A 17,749-nucleotide genomic window follows, 5' to 3' on the forward strand; every position below is an offset into this window, starting at 1 on the left:
CCGCTGCCGCCGCGGCCGCGGCGGCAGCCTGCGCGGCGTCGGCGGCCGTACGGGCGGCGGCGAGCGCGGTGTTGGACGCCTGAATGGCGGTCCGCGCGGCGGCGGCCGCGCCCTTGGCGGCCTCCGCCGCGCGGTTGGCGGCCCGTCCGGTGTCCTCAAGGCTGTCCTTGGCCGCGGCCGCTTCCTTGGCGGCGCTCAGCGCGGCTACCTTGGCCGCCGCCGCGGCCGCGTCGGCCCGCTTGCCGGCTTCCTTGGCCGCGTCGGTCTCGATCTTGGCACGCTTGCCCGCCTGCTCGGCCACCTGGGCCAGCTGGGCGACGGTCGCGCTCTCCTGGTCCCGGCTGCGGGCCAGGTACTGCCCGCGCTCCAGGAACTCCCGGCGGTCGTCGGCCGTGCCGCCCATCGCGCGGTCGGCAAGCTTCTTCACCTCGGGACCGCCGGCCTGAAGGACCTTCAGGACCTGGATGCGGTCGTCCTCCTCCTGGGCAGTGAACCGGCCCTCGGTGAGGAAGCCGTCGAGGGCCTTGGCAGAACCGTCGTCGAGGGCCTTCTGGCCGGCGTCGCGGACCGCCTTCGCACCGTTGTTCATGGCCGCCAGGACCGCGACGCGGCGGTCCTCGTCCAGCGGGCTCTTATATCCGTTCTTGACGAACTCGTGGATGTCCGCGTCCGAGCCGCTCAACGCCTTCGACGCGGCGTCCCGTACACCCTGGCCGGAGTAGCCGAGCATCTGCAGGACGGCGAACCGCTCGTCCTCGGCTGTCGCCCGGTCGAGCCCCTTCTGCAGGAACGCGCTGATGTCCGCGTCGGAACCGAGGAGCGCCTTCGTCGCGGCGTCCTTGGTCGCCGACCCGCCGGCCCGGTAGGCCTCGACCACCTGCGCACGCGCGTCCGCCGGTAGCCCCGGACCAGCGGGCTCGGCCGGAGCGGCCTGGGCCGCGGTGGTGCCGAACACCGTCACGGCCAGCGTCAAGGACGTCAAGGCCGCGAGTCTCCTGCCCACCTGCCGCGCACGCGGCTGATGGGCTATCAGTCTTTTGTTGGTCATATCCCCTCGATTTCCGGCGACCCTGTGAAAAAATCGACAAAGCAAAATGCGTCAAGGATTGTCCTGCTGCGTCTCCAGGACGCGGCGGCATGACAGGGGAGCCCGACCGAAGACGTGTGTCGACCGGGCTCCCCGTGCTGCGGTGTCAGGACGATGTCAGCTGACGAGCTCGATGCCGCCGTGGGTGCCGTCCGCGTCGACGGCGGGGTAGATGCCGACGTTGCCGTTGTTCCAGGTGATCAGGACGTCATTTACCTTGCTGCTGTTGGCGAACGAGCCGGTGGTCACCGTCTGCATGTTCTTCCACGCAGAGCCGACGTCACGGATCTTGGTACGGCCGTGGTAGCCCTTGGTGTCGACGCCGGGGAAGATGCTCGTTTCGCCGTCCTGCCACTGGATGAGCAGGTCGGAGGTCTTCTTGCCCGTGAAGTCGCCCGCGCTGATCTGCGTAGCGTTCTCCCAGGACTTGGTCGCTTCGGAGAGCTGGACGTGCCCGCTCAGGCCCTTGCTGTCGACATCGGTGTACATCGACGTGGAGCCGTTCTCCCACAGCACCAGCACGTCGTCGCGCTGGTCGTTCCCGGAGAACCGGCCGGCCGTGATCAGCCGGGCGTTCTTCCAGAAGGGGTTGGAGTTGCCGTCGTTCTCGCCCTTCTGCAACTTCTTCTCGCCGTGGACGCCCTTCTCGTCGAGGTGGGCGTACTCCGTCACCTCGCCGTCCTTCCAGCGGACGAAGAGACCGTCGCGGCCGTCGCCCGCGAAGTCACCGCCGGCGACGGCACGGGCGTACTGCCACACGCTGCCGGCCTTGGCGATCTTGTGCTCGGCCGAGAAGGGAGTCTTGGGATCGCTGCTGCTGGAGCCCTGGTAGAGGCTGGCCGAGCCGTCCTTCCAGACGACGAACAGGTCCATGTACCGCTTGCCTCCGGCCGGGCCGGTGAAGTAGCCGGACGCCGTGTAGGCGGCGTTCTTCCAGTCGGCCCGGGCGAGGAGGTCGCGGGCGGCGGTGGCCTGCACCCACTCGGCGGCGTCATCGACACGGGTGCTCGTGGCGTTCTTCCGGACCTCGGTCTCCTCCGTGCCCCAGCAGCCCCCCTGCCAGAAGGCAGAGTTGATCGCGACGAGCTCGGCCTTGCCGCCGCCCTTTTCGCGGAACGCCGGGGAACCGGTGTCGCCCTTGCACAGGGCGGCGTCGGCATTCTTGCCCGCGAGGTCGACGGACACGCCGGACACGCCGGTGACACCGAAGGCGGCGGAGTGCAAGCGGTCCGGCGCCCATTCCTCCTTGGTGCGACCGTAACCGGCCGCGCGGACGTCCTCGCCCCGTCTGGGCTCATCGGCCGCCACCGTTACGGGTGTGACGCCGGTGACCGGCTTGGCGAGCTTGACCATGACCAGGTCGCGGTCACCGCGCGGAACGAGCTCCACAGCCCCGACGGTTGTGCCGGCCGTCCCCGACAGGTCCGTCCGACCCACTGTGACAACGGTCTTCAGCTTGGGCGCGCCCCCGGTGATGCGAAAGCCCTGGGACGGGTCGTCGGCGAAACAACTCGCGGCCGTGAGTACCCACTGGCTCTCCACCAGGGCCCCTGTGCACGCACGCTTGCCACCAATGTCGAGTTTGGCTGTGAACTGATGCTGCCCATCCTTGGCCTCGTCGCCGACGACAGCGTACGCCTGGGCACCCGACGGGATGCCCATGGCGAAGGAGGCAGCGACAAAACTTGCGATCCAAACGGCACGGCGGCCATTTCTGGACATACTTTTCCTTAACCCATTTGAGGAGAGCAAATATCGGTCGTCGTAACTACTTCTTGGCGACGATCTCCAGCAGGGTGAACTCTCGACCCTGCGGGTCGGTGGTCTCGCCTACGCCAGTCCACTTGTTCTTTTCCAGCTCAAAGGACTTCTCCTGGCTGGCCGTCAACATGTTGACTGTGACAGCGTAGTCATTCCCCTTTGCGCCGTAGACGGCAGGCAGCTCCAGGCTCAGATAGCCGGCCTTGCCGTTGACGCGAAAGCAGAACTTGCCCTGTCCGGCCGTGTCTGTCTTCTGCATACCGCGTGCGTAGACCTCGATGAGGCCGGGCTGGCTATCGCATGCCGCGAGCACGATGTGGCCGTCGCCCCGCTTCAACTTGATGCCCCGATCCTTGAAGATCTTGTCGGCCTGCGGGTACTCGAAATCTTCGACACCGGTCGGCGCGGTATCAGCGGCCGTCGCGGCTGCGACACCCGTCAGCCCGGTCACGGCGACAGTGACTCCGACGGTAAGCAGCCGGGAGAAGAATTTCATCAGTGGTTTCCTTGATCCTCGTCAACATATGAGTGCTGCCTCTTCAATGAGGGATGGGGCAATTGCCTGGACTCCTATGGCTGGGGTGAATTCAATGACGTATCCATCCTGATCGTTCGTCAGTAAATCGGCGGATTGTTTCCCGGACAAGTGGTTGCCTGGTTTCCCAAACGGTCAGACAGCCGGTAAACCGCTCCTGACCTGTGCAGATGACGCGCAGTGCGGTGCAGTTCGGCAACTGCGCCAGACGAGGCGGTTCACTCAGGCCCCTGCTTCGGGGAGTGTTTGAGGTGGCGCGCGGCCGGACATGCGCGGCCCGCGTGTCACTGCGACGTGGGTTCCTGAGCAGGGTGAGCGATCGGTGCGGGATGGTTATGGGTATGTGGCTGCTGCTCATGGACATACAGGGCGAGTCATCACGGCTCCGGCCGCGCAGGATTACACCGTCGAGTCCGACCGATACAGCCCTCCCAGAGCGATCCCTTGCAAGGAAAATCCGGCTCGTCGGCCGTGTCCGTCGCAGCTCGCGCAGGAGTTGGAAGCTCACGCGACGCTTTTCCAGCGCTGTCCCGGCGCCTAACGCGCCGGCGACAGCGTCGTGTCCGGGCCCTGTTTTTCGTCGCAGAAAATGACTACCTGATGTAGCGCGACAGCCCACCTGAAGCGATTTGGCGCCGCTGGTGGTGCCAGTGGACGGCAAATGCTCACCTTGCCACGCCGAATGCCTACATGGTCGTGTCCGATGGGTCGTGTGACCGGTAGGTATTCGTATCGTTCCGCCACTCATGGGGCGGGGTGATTCACCTGGCACAGAGTGGGCTCGGTTGAAGCCGCACCTGCCGCAGAACTTTAGGGCTGGTGGTAGGTGGAAGAGTCACCGCAGGATGATCAACGGCATTCTCTTCCGCCAGTGGACCGGTATCCCGTGGCTGGATCTTCCGTCACGGTTCGGGAAATGGAAAACGGTGCACGACCGTCATCGCCGGTGGTCAGCGGACGGCATCTGGGACAGGCTTCTGTGAGCGGTCCAGGCCGACGCCGACGTGGAGGGCCGGATCGACTGGAGTGTGGTGAGCGTGGCCTCCACCGTGTGCTGTGTCCACCAGCACGCCGCCGGAGTTCGACACCGGTCGACGCGGATGCCGGGACGGCACTTCCCGGATCTGGCCAGTTGGGGCGGGTGCCGCCCTCACGGTGGTCACGCGATGAGGTCCTGATCGACGCACAGCAGCGGCTGTTCTTGCTGCTCACCCTCGACGAGGACACCTGGCGCGCCCAGCGGGGCCTCTTCGGGTACCTGTGCACCTTGTACATCTTCGCGTGGCTGTACGTGGTGCCCGAGGAGCTGTGTCCTGGGGCAGCAAGGCCCTCGACTGGATCGAGCGGCGCCACCTGGCCTTGACGGTGGTCACCCGTCAGGCGGCAAGGCTCGGTCCTTGAACTGGCGCGAATCCGCGTCCCTACGGCGTACTGCCTCTTTGAGGAGGGGGTCTTCCTCCGCGCCACCGAGGTTGCGTCCGAGTTCGGATCTGCCGCGCCACTGCGGCAGGCAGGTGAATGCGTCCTCCAGGAACCGGGTCCGGCGGCTGGGGCGTGTTCGCCACCATGCCCGGCTCTTCCATGCCTTCCAAGGTGAGGTTCCGTGGGCGCTCCGCGAACGCCCGACAGGGCTCGCCTTGGGACCAAGACGCACGCCTAAGCTTGCGTTTTAACCTCTGCCTCGATCAGTTTTTGGCTGGTCGAGGCAGACAAGAGAGCTCGCACAGAGCTGAGCGCCAGCTCTCAATCTTCATGCGACACGCCGAGGTCGTGGCGCATAGCGGTTCTCATAGTTCGGAGCATCTCCCAGACCTCGTACTGGGCCTGGGCCGCGGTCTCCATCGTTTCGCCTGGTTCGGGGGCACCGCGTTCGAGGCGCTTGACCTGGCCGTAGACCTTGTTCAGGGCTTGGTTGACGACACTCGCTCGCCTGAGTACTTCTTCGGGGGCGATCATCTGTGCTTCGGAGTATCGATCGCGGTGCGCGTTCTTCGCCTCCTCGAGTCCGTCGCTGTCGGCCTCCTCCACGCCGCGCTCTCTCATGACGTGCAGGTGGCGGTTGAGTGCGGTGGTGAACTGCCGAGCATCCCGGTTGAGTTCCACATAGCAGGTGCGTCGCAGCGAACGGTTCTCGCGGACCTCCTCGTGGTCTCGAACGAGCTCTATCTCCAGGCGCTTTGCTCGTTCGGAGCCGCGCTGGGTGAGTAGCGCCCCTCCCAGGGTTCCTGCGACGCCTGCCACAGCGATGATCACTGAGCTGAGATCCACCGACGTACCCCGTGAACTTCTTCGGCCTCGTGCCCACTGCACATGGCCCAGGCCGTCAAGTTTGCCGCTCCTCGGTGCGTCGGGGTTTGGTGCCCTTCTTGTGGTGGGTGGGGCGGCTGAACGCCTCGCCGGTGGCGAGGATTCTGCCCACGTCATGACGGGTGGCCGGGCGGCGGTTCTTCGAGCCCGGCGGCCTGCCTGGCCCGGGACGTGACGGTTTCGGTGCACCGGCCGGAGAGCCGGTCTGCGCGTGCAGGTTCCTGAACCCTCTGCGGACGCGGGCGGGTGTCAGCCTGTTCGGCTCCGTCGGCTTCTCCCAGGGTCGGCGGAGGTCGGTGGCCAGGGGCCGGGCGAGCCGGAGCTGGGCATAGGCGGCGATCACCAGCCAGGTCCACCGGTCGGCCGCTTCCGAGCTGCGGAGCCGGGGCTTGGTCCAGCCGAGGGTCTGCTTGAACAGGCGAAATGTGTGCTCGATGTCGAAGCGGCGGAGGAAGGACTGCCAGCAGCGGTCGACGTCCGCTCCGGTGGCACCGGTGCGCGACCACCACAGCCAGACCGGTTTGTTGACCCCGCCGCTGGGCAGCTTCTCCACGACCAGGCGGATGACGGTGCCCTCGATGATGGGCAGCGGCCCGTCGTGGTCGAGCCATCCTGCCCGGCGGGTCAGCCGCGGGTGCAGCCGGCCCCACGCCTGCGCGGTCGCCTGCCCGTAGAGCCGGGTGTCCGTGGCCGTGACGGCTTGCTCGGTGCCCCAGGTCGTCAAGTCGCCGAAGACGAACTCGCCGCCGTGCTTGGGCGGCCGGCCGCCCTTGGGGTTGGCCAGGTGGAACTCTTCCCGGGAGGGTGTCGGACGCCGCATCACGCGATCGGACCGGAGCCGGCCGAGGATCTCGACGGGCAGGTCACCCAGCAGGTGGGCAATGCGCGGGGCGTCGTATCCCGCGTCCAGCACGACCAGGACCTCCGGGTCACCCGGCTTCCACTGGCCGGCGGCGACCAGCCGCTCGACGACCTCGCGGATCTGCACCGCGGTCACCGCGGCGACGTCGGCGCCGGGCTCCAGGCGGACCGCGTCCAGCACCGCCGTCCAGGACGTGCGGCCGGTCTCCAGCGCGGCCACTACCGAATACGGCCAGCCGGGCACCATCTGGTGCTTGCCCTCGCCCCTGCCGAACGTGTGGCAAAAGGCCCGGTCAGCACATGTGTTGGCGTCCGGTCGCAGCCACGGCGAGACATCCACTGCCAGCACGAGCCGGCCGTTCGCCGCCCTCGGCAACGGCACCCCGGCCAGGGCCCGACGTAGCCGGGCGACGTCGATCCTTCCGTGGTTGAGTCCGCCGTACAGAGCCCCGTGACCACGGCGGTGTTCGGGCGCGAGCGCCAGATCGACCAGCGTCCGCACCGGCCCGTCCGTGCACAGCAGCGCGTCGCACAACTCGAACAACGCGTCGCCCCGTGCGGTCAGACACGCGTACAGCTCCGACCGGAAGTGTGACACTTCCGCGAACGCATCCCGCAGGACACCCTGATGCACCAAACTCACGACCACGGCCTTCGCGCTGATCCACTCTGTGACGGAGCACAGGATCAGACGAAGGCCGCCTACACGTCCGCTGAACTGTGAAAACGCTGATCAAGTTCGAGCCGCGTTCGACGCCGGTCGTTAAATGACAAGCTAATGGTGAAGTGCACATGAGAGCCAGCCTCGGCTGGCCGATGAAGCGGCCAGCCCCAGCAGCCACCCAGCGTGCCAGCAGGGCAACTTCATGACGTATGTCACGCGCTGGGACGAGCACCCCGACGAACCACCGCATCCGTTCGGAGAGGCTTGCTCCTGGTCGGTTGCGTCCTGATCAGCCTTATCGCCGGACGCTGTCCGCCGGCACGGCCGACTACCTGGCCCGCCGCGAACAGGCCACATATCCCACAAACCCTGACTCGCCCAGCCATCGCCTCCGCATGGACTCTCACCCTGGCTGCCGCACTCACGACAGCAGTCAGGGAGGTCTCCACTTGATAGGGCTGCATTCCTGCGGCGCCGGAGTTTCTCGGCGCACCAGCCTCAGTACCCTAGGTCCGTCACGCTGAGTAGTCCACTGCCTAGCTGATGGATCGTCAGCAAAGTCAGCATTAGGTCAGCATCAGTACCGCCACGGACCGCCACCAACCGCCAGAGCCCGCCAAGATCAACTGATCGCTCCACTGCAGCTGACCTGCAGAAATGCGGGTCAGGTACCTAACCGTCCGTCACCGAAGGAGCCTGCTGTGAAAATGCTCATCAACGTCCCCGAGACCGTCGTCGCCGACGCCCTGCGGGGCATGGCCGCCGCGCATCCTGAGCTGGCCGTTGACGTCGAGCGGCGGGTCGTCGTGCGGCGGGACGCGCCGGTGGCCGGGAAGGTGGGGCTGGTGTCCGGCGGGGGGTCGGGGCACGAGCCGTTGCACGGGGGGTTCGTGGGGGCGGGGATGCTGGATGCCGCGTGTCCCGGCGAGGTGTTCACCTCACCCGTGCCCGATCAGATGGTGCGGGCCGCCGCGGCCGTGGACAGTGGCCGGGGCGTGCTGTTCATCGTCAAGAACTACACGGGCGACGTACTCAACTTCTCGATGGCCGCCGAGCTCGCCGAGGACGAGGGCATCCAGGTCGCCAGCGTTCTCGTCAACGACGACGTTGCCGTGACCGACAGCCTCTACACCGCCGGCCGGCGCGGCACCGGGGCCACGCTCTTCGTGGAGAAGATCGCGGGCGCGGCGGCCGAGGCGGGGGCGCCGCTGGAGCGGGTCGAGGCCATCGCCCGTCGGGTGAACGACTCCTCGCGCAGCTTCGGCGTCGCCCTGGCCGCCTGTACGACGCCGGCCAAGGGAAGCCCCACGTTCGACCTGCCCGCCGGGGAGCTGGAGCTGGGCGTGGGCATCCACGGGGAGCCCGGACGGGAGCGGCGCGCCATGATGACCTCCGGCGAGATCGCGGACTTCGCCGTCAACGCCGTACTGGAGGACCTGCAGCCGAACGGGCCGGTGCTGGTCCTCGTCAACGGGGCCGGCGGGACGCCGTTGCTGGAGCTCTACGGCTTCACCGCCGAGGTGCACCGCGTGCTGCGCGAGCGCGGCGTGCCGGTCGCGCGTTCGCTCGTCGGCAACTACGTGACCTCCCTCGACATGGCGGGCGCCTCGGTCACGCTGTGCCGCGTCGACGACGAGCTGCTGCGGCTGTACGACGCGCCCGTGCAGACCCCCGGACTCCGCTGGGGGCGGTGACGACGGTCGTGGGGCCCCGGGCCCCTAGCCCGGCTCGGCGGCGTGCCACACCGTCGTGGCGTTGCAGAACTCCCTGATGCCGTGACCGGAGAGTTCCCTGCCGTAGCCCGACCGCTTCACCCCGCCGAAGGGCAGCGCCGGGTGGGAGGCGGTCATGCCGTTGAAGAAGACGCCGCCGGCCTCCATGTCCCGGACGAAACGGCGCTGTTCGTCCTCGTCGCGGGTCCACACGTTGGAACTGAGGCCGAACGGCGAGTCGTTGGCCACCTCGATGGCCTCGTCCAGGTCGCGCACGCGGTAGAGCACGGCCACGGGGCCGAACGCCTCCTCGTGGTGGATGCGCATGGACGGGGTCACGTCGGCGAGGACGGTGGGCTCGTAGTACCAGCCCCGGGACAGCTCCGCGGGGTGCGGGGGACGGCGGGCGCCGCACAGGGCGGTCGCGCCGCGGCGCACGGCGTCGTCGACCAGTTCCTCCAGGTCCGCGCGGCCGCGCTCGGTGGCGAGCGGGCCGACGTCCGTGGACTCCTCCATCGGGTCGCCCACGGTCAGCCCCGTCATCAGGGCGGTGAAGCGCTCGGCGAAGGCGTCGTACACGTCGGCGTGCACGATGAAGCGCTTCGCCGCGATGCAGGACTGCCCGTTGTTCTGGACGCGGGCGGTCACGGCGGTCCGGATCGCGCGCGCCACGTCGGCCGAGGGCATCACCACGTAGGGGTCGCTGCCGCCCAGCTCCAGAACGGTCTTCTTCACCTCGTCGCCGGCGATCGCCGCGACCGAACGGCCCGCCGGTTCGCTGCCGGTGAGGGTCGCCGCGGCGATCCTCGGGTCGCGCAGCAGCGACTCCACGGCGTCGGAGCCCACCAGCAGCGTCTGGAAGCAGCCCTCGGGGAAGCCCGCCCTGCGGAAGAGGTCCTCCAGGTAGAGCGCCGTCTGCGGCACGTTCGAGGCGTGCTTGAGCAGGCCGACGTTCCCCGCCATGAGGGCGGGCGCCGCGAAGCGGACGACCTGCCAGAGGGGGAAGTTCCACGGCATGACGGCGAGGATCACGCCCAGCGGGCGGTAGTGGACGCGGGCGTACGACGCCCCGGCGTCCTTGACCTCCGCCTCCGGGGGGTGCTCGTCGGCCAGCAGCCGCTCGGCGTTGCGGGCGTACCAGCGCATGGCCTTCGCACACTTGGCGGCCTCCGCGCGGGCCGCGGCCAGCGGCTTCCCCATCTCGGTCGTCATGGTGCGGGCGATGTCGTCGCGGTCGTCGTCCAGGAGCTCGGCGGCGCGCAGGAGCAGCTGCGAGCGTTCGGCGAAGCCCGTGGTGCGATGACGCCGGAAGGCCGCCGCGGCCGCGGCCACGCGGCGCTCGGTCTCCTCGGGCCCGAGCGCGTCGAAGGTCTTGAGCGTCTCGCCGTTCGCGGGGTTCACCGTTGCGATGCCCATGCCTCGACTCTGCGGTGCGGCGCCCGGTGGCGCAAGACGTGCGCGCGGGGCGGTGACCCGGGCGGCGGGCGGGGCGTCTCACGGAGCGGGAGGGGCCGGGCCCGCACCGCTCACCGGGGCGGCGGGCCGCGGGCCGGGAGGGGCCGCTCGCACCACCCACGGGCGGCGGGCCGGGAGGCCACTCACCGGCCACGGGCCGGGAGGCCGCCCACGCCCGGGGCCACCGCCGGGCCGCGCAACGGGAAGTCCGTGCGCCCTGGCCCCTGACCGGGGGCCGAGGGCCGAGGGCCGAGGGCCGTCCGAGCAGCGTCGCCGACGGGCACGACGGGCCGCCTGCACACTCGCGGCCATCGGGCCGGTGGACGGACCGGGCCCGGCGCTACCCACGGCCGCGGACGGGGAGCCGCGCGCCCTGGCTCCTGGCTGGGGCCGGGATACGTCCGCGCAGCGAGCCCTGCGGGCACGACAGGCCAGCGGGCCGGTGGACGACCGGGTCCGGCGCTGCCCTCGGCGGCAGGCCGGGGAGTCGTCCACGCAGTGGCCACGACGGACCGCCTGCACCGCTCACGGCCGTGGGCCGGTGGACGAGCGGGCCGGGCGCTACCGACAGGCGCGGACGGGGAGTCGTCCGCGCGACCCTGGCTCCTGGCCGGGGCCACGGGACCGTCCGCGCAGCGTCGGCCCGCGGGACACGACAGGCCGCCCGCACCGCTCACGGCCCTGGGCCGGTGGACGAGCGGGCCGGGCGCTGCCCGACGTCCGCGGACCGTCCGCGCAGCGTGGCCCGCGGGGCACGACGGGCCGTCCGCACCGCTCACCGCCGCGGGCCGGGGGCCGTTCGCCGGGCCACCGGCTGCCGCGGCCGGGCACGTACCGTCAGCCCCTTCCCTCACGCTCCGTACGCCACGAGCCGTCCTGCGCGGTCACCTGTCCGGCTCACCAGTGGTGGCGGACCGTGGTCTCCGGCAGGTCCAGGACCCGCAGGGGGCCGTTCCAGCCGTCCGGTCGCGGGCCGTCCAGCGCCTCAAGCCGGGACGTGCGGGAGCGGGCCGCGAGGTGCAGCAGTCCCAGCAGCCCGTCGCCGGAGAGGCGCTCGTGCCCCGTGGCCGTCCTGCCGGGCCCCGTCCAGCGGCAGGCCAGGCCGACGATGAAGTACGCGGGCGCTCCCCGGGCCGCCCGCCACACGACCGCCTCGCCCGCCTCTTCCAGGGCCAGCACCTGCTCCATGTTGGCCAGGGTGAACTCGCCCAGCGGGAGCGGGCACAGCGTCACGGCGTGCACGCGGTAGCCGGCCGCCTCCAGCAGTTGCACAGCCTTGCGGGGCGTGGAGTAGCTGCCGATCGTGAGCCCCAGGTCGCTGCGGAGCGCGCGGCCGTGGCCGATGACGGCCGGAGCCCACTTCAGCCCGTCGTCGCCCCCGCTGATGGAGCGGCGCTGGGCGTCGGCCCGCAGGGTGAGCGGCACGTAGGGCGGGTTGCTGGTGACCACCAGCGGCCGGGGCAGCGGGACGGGGGCAGTGGCCAGCAGCTCCTCGGTCGTCATGCGGGCGAAGTCGCCCTGGGCCACGGTGACCCGGCCCTCCCCCGGGCGGTTGCCGCCGCCGTTGCGGGAGGCGGAGGCGGAGGCGTAGTGCTTCCTCGCCCAGGCGACCGTCTGTGCGCCGGAGTCGATGCCGTGAACGCGGGCCGCCCCGGCCCGGGCCATGGCGGCCGCCGCCGCGCCGCTGCCCGATCCGAGGTCGAGTACGGAACCGCCGGGGGTCAGCAGGTCGCCCGCTACCCAGACCCCGGTCTCGGTGTCGGCGGGTTCGAAGAAGACCTGCGGGGAGGTGGGCGGCACGAAGTCGTCCCCGAGGAGGTGCTGGTAGGACAGGACGCGGGAGACGTTCGGCATGAGGACCCCTGTCGTCGGTCGAATTCGGAACGGGCTCTGCTCGTGGCGCGGGCTCAAGCGCGGGACCGGCCGCGGGCCGGGAGCGCACGCGGGGGGGCGCACGAGCTCAGGCACGGGCAGGGCCGCGGGCTGGTGCGTGGCTCAGGTCCAGGCCCGGGCTCCGACACGGGCACGGCCGCGGGCTCAGGCACCGGCCCGGCCGCGCGCCGAGGGCGCACGCGGGGGGGCGCACGAGCTCAGGCGCGGGCACATGCCACGGTCCGGTGTGGGGCTCAGGTCCTGGCCCCGACTCAGGCACGGCCGCGGGCCCAGCCCCGGGCACAGGCCCGCCCGCGAGCCCAGGCCCAGCCGCAGGCCCAAACCCGAACACAGGCCCAACCCCAGCCGCCGACCCGCCCGCGAGCCCAAACCAAGCCGCAGACCCGCCCGCGGGCTCGGGCCCAACCGCACCCCCAGGCCCGGACCCAGCCCCAGGCCAAAGCCCGGAAACAGCCCCAAGCCGAGCCACAGGCCGAGGCCCCAGCCCAAGCCCCAGCCCCAGCCCCACCACGGCCGCGGCCGTCACCGGTGGAGGCCCGCCACCCACTCCAGCACCGCCATCGCGCTCGGCAGCTTCATGGCCGCCTGGGTCCAGGCCAGCGACCGGGGGCCGTCCAGGACGCGGCCCGCGACCTCGTCGCCGCGGTGGGCCGGCAGGTCGTGCATGAACGATGCCCGGGGCCAGCGGTCGAGCAGTGCCTCGTCGACGTGGAACGGACGGAACGCCTCCCGCCAGCCGGGGTCGGGTTTGACGGTGCCGGTGGTCTGCCAGCGCGTGGTGTAGACGACGTCCACGTTCCGCGGGGCGGCGGCGAGGCCGTGGATCTGCTCGACGACCGCGCCCACCGTCCCCGCCCTCCGCTCCGCCGTGCGCAGTTCGTCCTCGGGGACGCCGTAGCCGGCGGGGGTGGCGAAGGTGAGGTGGGCGCCGGGGACGGCGGCGAGGCCGTGGGCGAGGGCGACGGCGGTGTTGTTGCCCTCGCCCAGGTAGAGCACGCGGATGCCGGTGAGGTCGCCGAAGGTGAGCGCGAGGGTGGCGAGGTCGCAGACGCCCTGGCTGGGGTGTTCCTCGGCGGCCATGGCGTTGACGACCGGCAGCCGGCCGTGGCGGGAGAGCCGGCGCAGCTCGTCCAGGGGGCCGGCGGTGCGGGCGACGAGGAGGTCGAGCATGGCGCCCAGGACCCGTCCGGTGTCGGGTATGGACTCGCCGGTGTTGAGCTGCAGGTCGCCCGGGCCGTACGTGACCGGCGCGGCGCCCAGCCGGACGGCGCCGACGGTGAAGGCGGTACGGGTGCGGGTCGAGGTCCGGGTGAACAGCACGCCCGCCACCTGTCCGGCCAGCGGGCGGTCGTGGGCCGCCGGGTCGTGGAACAGCTCCACGGACCGGGCGGTGAGGCTCGTTATCAGCGGGGGTGGCAGCTCGGCCAGTGAGAACAGTCCGCGTTCCCGGCCGCGGTCCCGCGGGGTCTCGCCCATGAAACCTCACTCCTCGGTTCGTGGCGGGCCGGCGCCCGGCCGGCCCCGGCCGGTTCGGGTCAGCACAACACTCCGGCGCAACACTCGGGCACAACACTCCGGCGCAACGGTTCAGCGCAACAGCTCGGCGGCGGCAAAGGCTTCGCGGCCCCCGGGCACGTCCAGCACTCCGGTCTCCTCGAACAGCCGGACGGCGTGCCGGGAGGCCGTCCTGATGCCCTCGTCGACCCGGCCCGCCGGGTAGGAGTCGGCCACGACCGCGGCGACGTCGGCGGGGCCGAGCCCCGCGGCGGCCAGTGAGGCCCGCACCGGGCGCAGGTCGGGCAGCAGGCTGGAGCGGACGAGGCCCGGCAGGCAACGGGCGATGCGGCCGCGCAGCGCGGCGGGCTGCTGGGACCACAGTTCGCGGAAGAGCCCGGCGAAGAAGACGTGGTGGCGGCCCTCGTCGCGGGCGTGGTCGCGGACGGTGTCCCGTACGAGGGTGAGGACGCGGGGGTCCTTGGGCACGTCGTTGAGGATCGCCGTGATCAGCGTTTCGAAGACGACGACCTGCAGCAGCTGGGCGAGGCGGCCCGCGTCGGGCAGCGCGTCCTCCCCCACCGCGTCCAGCCGCGCGAGGAAGGGGGCGAAGTCGTAGGGCGCGGGGGCGAGGCCACTGGCGCGGGAGAGCTGGTCGATGACGTCGAGGCTGCACAGGGAGTGGTAGCCCTCGTCGACGTAGATGCGGTAGGCGTCGAGGCGGGTCGCCGTGCGGACGTCCAGGCCGCTGCGGCCACCGGCGATGCGTTCCGTGACCCGGTTGACCACGCGCGTCTCGAACTGGGTGGTGAAGTCGAGGTAGTGGTAGAGGTGCCGTGCGCACAGCGCTCTGCGGTGGTGGGCGGGCAGTGCGCGGACCAGCGGATGGTCGCCGTAGGGAAGGAGGGCGGGCGGGAAGAACAGCTGTCCGGCGTCCAGCTCGTCGCCGAGCCGGCGGCGTGGGCAGGTGCGTACGCCGGCGCGTTCGTCCCATTCGCGCCGGGGGTCGGCCGCGCTCATCGAAACGGTTCCTTCCCATGGGCGTACGGGGCCGGGGCGCCGCGGTCGGCGGAACGGGTGCCGCGGTCGGCGGAACGGGTGCCGCGGTCGGCGGAGGGGCCGGTGCCGCGCGCTCCGGGGTGGTGCGGCGGGTCGTGCACGGCGAGGATCTCGACGCCCCGCCCGACGTCCACGGGCACCAGGCCCTGGCGGTTCCGCCACGGCGCCGAGTAGACGGTGTCGAGGTAGCGGTCGGCGCCGTCCGGGCACAGGCATGCCACGGCGGTGCGCCGGGGGGTGCCGCGGAAGAGCCGCAGGGCGGTGGCGATCAGCGCGCCGGAACTGCCGCCGACGCCGATGCCGGTGGCGCCCGCGAGCCACAGGCAGGCGCTGACCGCCTCCTGGGGGGCGATGCGGACGGTGGGCCGGTGGCCGCCGGGCAGGAAGGCCGACGGGCGGCTTGCGCCGATGCCGGACAGCACGCGCCGGCCGGAGGCGCCCCCGAGGGCGGCCGAGCCGACGACGTCCACGGCGACCAGCTCCCAGTGCGGCCGGGCCGCCAGGACGTAGTCGCGGAAGCCGGCCAGGGTGCCTCCGGTGGAGACGGCGATCAGGACGCTGACCGGGCCCTCGTGGATCTGCGCGCGTAGCTCGGGGGCGGTCTCGCGAGTGTGCACGGCGGGGCTGGCCGGGTTGGCGTACTGGTCGGGCCAGACCAGGCGGGGCTGGGCGGCCAGCCGCCGCTCGATGTGGGCGAGCCTGCTGAGCAGGTAGCCGCCCGCGCCGTCCGGTTCGTCGACGGTGACCACCCGTCCGTCGAGCGCGCGTACGGCGTCGACGAGGGAGGTGCTGCTGCGGGGGTCCACGACGGCGGTGAACGGTATGCGGTGGGCCGCCGCCAGGGCGGCGAGGGCGAGGCCCAGGTTGCCGGACGTGGACTCGATGATGCCGAACCGGGCGTCCACGCGGCCGGCGACGTCCTTCCAGAGGGCGAGGGCCGTCCTGCCCTTCACGGATCCGTGCGGATTGTGTGACTCCAGCTTCAGCCACAGGGTGACGGGACGTCCGTCGACGGACAGCTGTAGGGCGACCACCGGGGTGGGCGGCACGGGAGATCCGTCTCCCGGGCGATGCGTGCGGCCGTCCGCAAGGCCCACCAAGACGCCTCCCCGAGACTGCCCGGCACCGGCGCCCCTTTCGCCGACCGGGAAACCACGCCCCCGGACCTTCGAATCTATGAGCGCGTTCCGCCCTACTGCAAGGTAGTGAACGCGCCACCTTCCCCGCACTGCCCCCGATGGGACGTCAGGGCTCTCCGGCAGAAAGCCCCGGGAGTCCCGGACCACGCGGACGAGTGTCCCGTGGTCCGGACTCCCGGGGAACGCTCCCCGGCTGCGCCGCGCCGACCCGGCGGCCCACGCGGCGGTCGGCCTTGCGGTCGGCCCTGTGGCCGGCGCGCCGGTGCCGTCAGCGAGGGGGCTGGTCGGACGCCTCGTCGCCGGCCCGGGCCGGGCCCGGCAGCCGGGCCGCGTCCTGCTGCAGGATCCCGTCGCTCGCGTTGGCCGTCGGCTCCAGCGCGGGCGTGGGGCGTTTGGGCGTCGTGCCCGGCGAGGGGGTCGCCGGCGCGGCCGGGGTCATCGGGACGACGGGAGCCGCCGCCCGCTTGACGACGGCCGCACCCTGCCCGCCGCCCGTGCCGACCACGGGCCCCTCGGCCACCGGCGCACCGGACGGCACCGGCACACCGGGCAGCATGCCGGCCCGGTACATCAGGGCCACCCCGCCCGCGGAGGCCAGCCCGAAGCACAGGCAGCACACCCAGGGCAGCCAGTACAGGTCGGCCTGCTTGCCGATGTCCATGGCGCGGCCGACCACGGCGTTGCCGCCGGTCGCCGCGATCCCGGAGAAGACGTAGAAGAGCCCGAAGTAGGTGCCGGTCAGGCTCTCGCGACCGAACTGCGGGATCAGCTCCATCGCCGTGGGGTGGGCGACCATGATGCCGAAGAACAGCATCACCGACCCCGTCACCATGACGAGCGTGCGCGCCAGCGCCTCGGCCGTGCTCCCCGGTGGTGCGGATCCGCACACGAGCAGCGGGAGCAGGAAGCTCACCCCCATGACGACGAGCCCGGAGCTCACCCAGCGGGTGCCGCCGCCGTTGCGTGCCAGGGCTCTGGTGATGCGCAGCTGGAACAGCATGTTGGCGATCGCGCCCGCGGCCAGCAGCACCCCCGCCGCGCCCTTCCAGCCGGAGGCGTCCAACGCCCCTTCGGGCAGCAGCAGGTAGAGCTGGTTCTCCATGGTGAACATGCCCGTGGTGGCCAGGCAGAACAGCAGGAACCTGCGGTTGCAGCACGCCTCGCGCCAGTCGGCGAAGACGGTGGCGGAGGGCCCGCGGGGCGGCGCCCCGTGCGTGGGCAGCACCATCGCCTGGGCGATGGTCAGCACGCCGAAGACGGCGGCGGCCACCACCGCGCAGAGCCGGAAGTCGGCGAGGAACAGCACGCTGCCCAGCAGGAGTCCGAGGAGTGAACCCGTGGTGGCGTAGACGTTGAGGAGCGCGAACGCCTCGGCCTTGCGGTCACCCGACTCCAGCGCCACGTAGGTGCGTACGGCCGGATAGAACAGTGCCGCAGCGAGCCCGGTGAGCACGGAGGCGCACAGCAGCAGCCACAACGAACTGCCGAAGGCGAACAGGCCGAAGCCCACGGTGCGCAACGTGCACCCGGTGATGATGACCACGCGCGGGCCCAGCCGGTCGGCTGCCGAGCCGCCGAGGATGAACAGGCCCTGCTGACTGAGATTCCGCGCTCCGAGCACCAGGCCGACAAGCGCGGCCGACATTCCCAGACCTTGTTCCAGGTATGCCGCAAGAAACGGCATCAGGAGATAGAACCCGATGTCGATCCCAAACTGGTTGAACAATAGCAATCGCAATGCGAGGGAGAAGTCGCGGGTCGCCCGAATGTTTCTCATGCGCG

At 71.2% G+C, this 17,749-nt stretch carries 13 protein-coding genes and 1 pseudogene; 3 read left to right on the forward strand and 11 right to left on the reverse strand.

The genetic code is table 11. The features are described 5' to 3' along the window. The 3 genes from LE181_RS10570 to LE181_RS10580 all read right to left on the reverse strand — a co-directional run. Nucleotides 1-982 (reverse strand): ALF repeat-containing protein (locus tag LE181_RS10570; RefSeq protein WP_225660964.1); only part of this gene is annotated, 982 nt, incomplete at its 3' end. A gap of 222 nt (nucleotides 983-1,204) precedes the next feature. Then, entirely contained in the window at nucleotides 1,205-2,809 is a 1,605-nt protein-coding gene (locus LE181_RS10575) for a S1 family peptidase (protein ID WP_308103117.1), read from the reverse strand. 46 nt (nucleotides 2,810-2,855) lie between these two features. Next, complete coding sequence (locus LE181_RS10580) at nucleotides 2,856-3,344, reverse strand: hypothetical protein (protein ID WP_225660966.1); 489 nt, start codon at nucleotides 3,342-3,344, stop codon at nucleotides 2,856-2,858. A 785-nt stretch (nucleotides 3,345-4,129) separates the two neighbouring features. Here LE181_RS10580 and LE181_RS10585 point away from each other — a divergent pair. Together LE181_RS10585 and LE181_RS10590 are read left to right on the forward strand one after the other, a co-directional pair. Beyond that, a pseudogene (locus LE181_RS10585) lies at nucleotides 4,130-4,534 on the forward strand (IS5 family transposase); the annotation flags it as partial. Continuing rightward, a complete protein-coding gene (locus LE181_RS10590; protein ID WP_225660991.1) occupies nucleotides 4,525-4,746 on the forward strand; it encodes a hypothetical protein in 222 nt (73 codons plus the stop codon). The pseudogene LE181_RS10585 and the gene LE181_RS10590, both read left to right, overlap by 10 nt. Before the next feature lie 380 nt (nucleotides 4,747-5,126). On the opposite strand, the gene LE181_RS10595 is transcribed toward LE181_RS10590, so the two are convergent. Continuing rightward, the gene (locus tag LE181_RS10595) at nucleotides 5,127-5,636 is read right to left on the reverse strand and encodes a hypothetical protein (RefSeq protein ID WP_225660967.1); all 510 of its coding nucleotides are present in this window, start codon (nucleotides 5,634-5,636) and stop codon (nucleotides 5,127-5,129) included. A gap of 70 nt (nucleotides 5,637-5,706) precedes the next feature. Next, nucleotides 5,707-7,194 carry an NF041680 family putative transposase gene (locus LE181_RS10600; RefSeq protein ID WP_225660968.1) on the reverse strand — a complete coding sequence of 496 codons (1,488 nt, stop codon included), beginning with the start codon at nucleotides 7,192-7,194 and terminating at the stop codon, nucleotides 5,707-5,709. Between the two features lie 722 nt (nucleotides 7,195-7,916). Here LE181_RS10600 and dhaK point away from each other — a divergent pair. After that, nucleotides 7,917-8,909: a dihydroxyacetone kinase subunit DhaK gene (gene dhaK / locus LE181_RS10605; protein ID WP_225660969.1), complete on the forward strand. Its 993-nt coding sequence runs from the start codon at nucleotides 7,917-7,919 to the stop codon at nucleotides 8,907-8,909. Nucleotides 8,910-8,933: 24 nt separating this feature from the next. Here dhaK and LE181_RS10610 read toward each other — a convergent pair whose 3' ends face one another. From LE181_RS10610 to LE181_RS10635, 6 genes are all read right to left on the reverse strand, one after another. Further along, nucleotides 8,934-10,343 carry an NADP-dependent succinic semialdehyde dehydrogenase gene (locus tag LE181_RS10610; protein WP_225660970.1) on the reverse strand — a complete coding sequence of 470 codons (1,410 nt, stop codon included), beginning with the start codon at nucleotides 10,341-10,343 and terminating at the stop codon, nucleotides 8,934-8,936. Between the two features lie 936 nt (nucleotides 10,344-11,279). Further along, nucleotides 11,280-12,236, reverse strand: coding sequence for a methyltransferase domain-containing protein (locus LE181_RS10615; protein ID WP_225660971.1), 957 nt, complete (start codon nucleotides 12,234-12,236; stop codon nucleotides 11,280-11,282). Between the two features lie 561 nt (nucleotides 12,237-12,797). After that, entirely contained in the window at nucleotides 12,798-13,751 is a 954-nt protein-coding gene (locus LE181_RS10620) for an ornithine carbamoyltransferase (protein WP_225660972.1), read from the reverse strand. 111 nt (nucleotides 13,752-13,862) lie between these two features. Next, nucleotides 13,863-14,789 carry a diiron oxygenase gene (locus LE181_RS10625; protein WP_225660973.1) on the reverse strand — a complete coding sequence of 309 codons (927 nt, stop codon included), beginning with the start codon at nucleotides 14,787-14,789 and terminating at the stop codon, nucleotides 13,863-13,865. After that, nucleotides 14,786-15,877, reverse strand: a complete 1,092-nt coding sequence (locus LE181_RS10630; RefSeq protein WP_225660974.1) for a pyridoxal-phosphate dependent enzyme — start codon at nucleotides 15,875-15,877, stop codon at nucleotides 14,786-14,788. The genes LE181_RS10625 and LE181_RS10630 overlap by 4 nt, the downstream gene beginning before the upstream one ends. A gap of 358 nt (nucleotides 15,878-16,235) precedes the next feature. After that, the gene (locus tag LE181_RS10635) at nucleotides 16,236-17,744 is read right to left on the reverse strand and encodes an MFS transporter (RefSeq protein WP_308103119.1); all 1,509 of its coding nucleotides are present in this window, start codon (nucleotides 17,742-17,744) and stop codon (nucleotides 16,236-16,238) included. Nucleotides 17,745-17,749 lie beyond the last annotated feature (5 nt).

Source organism: Streptomyces sichuanensis, from assembly GCF_020328095.1.
Classification (GTDB): domain Bacteria; phylum Actinomycetota; class Actinomycetes; order Streptomycetales; family Streptomycetaceae; genus Streptomyces; species Streptomyces cinnamoneus.

Excerpts from the sequence above, each read along its gene's own strand:
- LE181_RS10615 (WP_225660971.1), bottom strand. The coding sequence starts at position 12,236 with ATGCCGAACGTCTCCCGCGTCCTGTCCTACCAGCACCTCCTCGGGGAC.
- LE181_RS10620 (WP_225660972.1), bottom strand. The coding sequence starts at position 13,751 with ATGGGCGAGACCCCGCGGGACCGCGGCCGGGAACGCGGACTGTTCTCA.
- LE181_RS10635 (WP_308103119.1), bottom strand. The coding sequence starts at position 17,744 with ATGAGAAACATTCGGGCGACCCGCGACTTCTCCCTCGCATTGCGATTG.
- LE181_RS10575 (WP_308103117.1), bottom strand. The coding sequence starts at position 2,809 with ATGTCCAGAAATGGCCGCCGTGCCGTTTGGATCGCAAGTTTTGTCGCT.
- LE181_RS10580 (WP_225660966.1), bottom strand. The coding sequence starts at position 3,344 with ATGAAATTCTTCTCCCGGCTGCTTACCGTCGGAGTCACTGTCGCCGTG.
- LE181_RS10610 (WP_225660970.1), bottom strand. The coding sequence starts at position 10,343 with ATGGGCATCGCAACGGTGAACCCCGCGAACGGCGAGACGCTCAAGACC.
- LE181_RS10625 (WP_225660973.1), bottom strand. The coding sequence starts at position 14,789 with ATGAGCGCGGCCGACCCCCGGCGCGAATGGGACGAACGCGCCGGCGTA.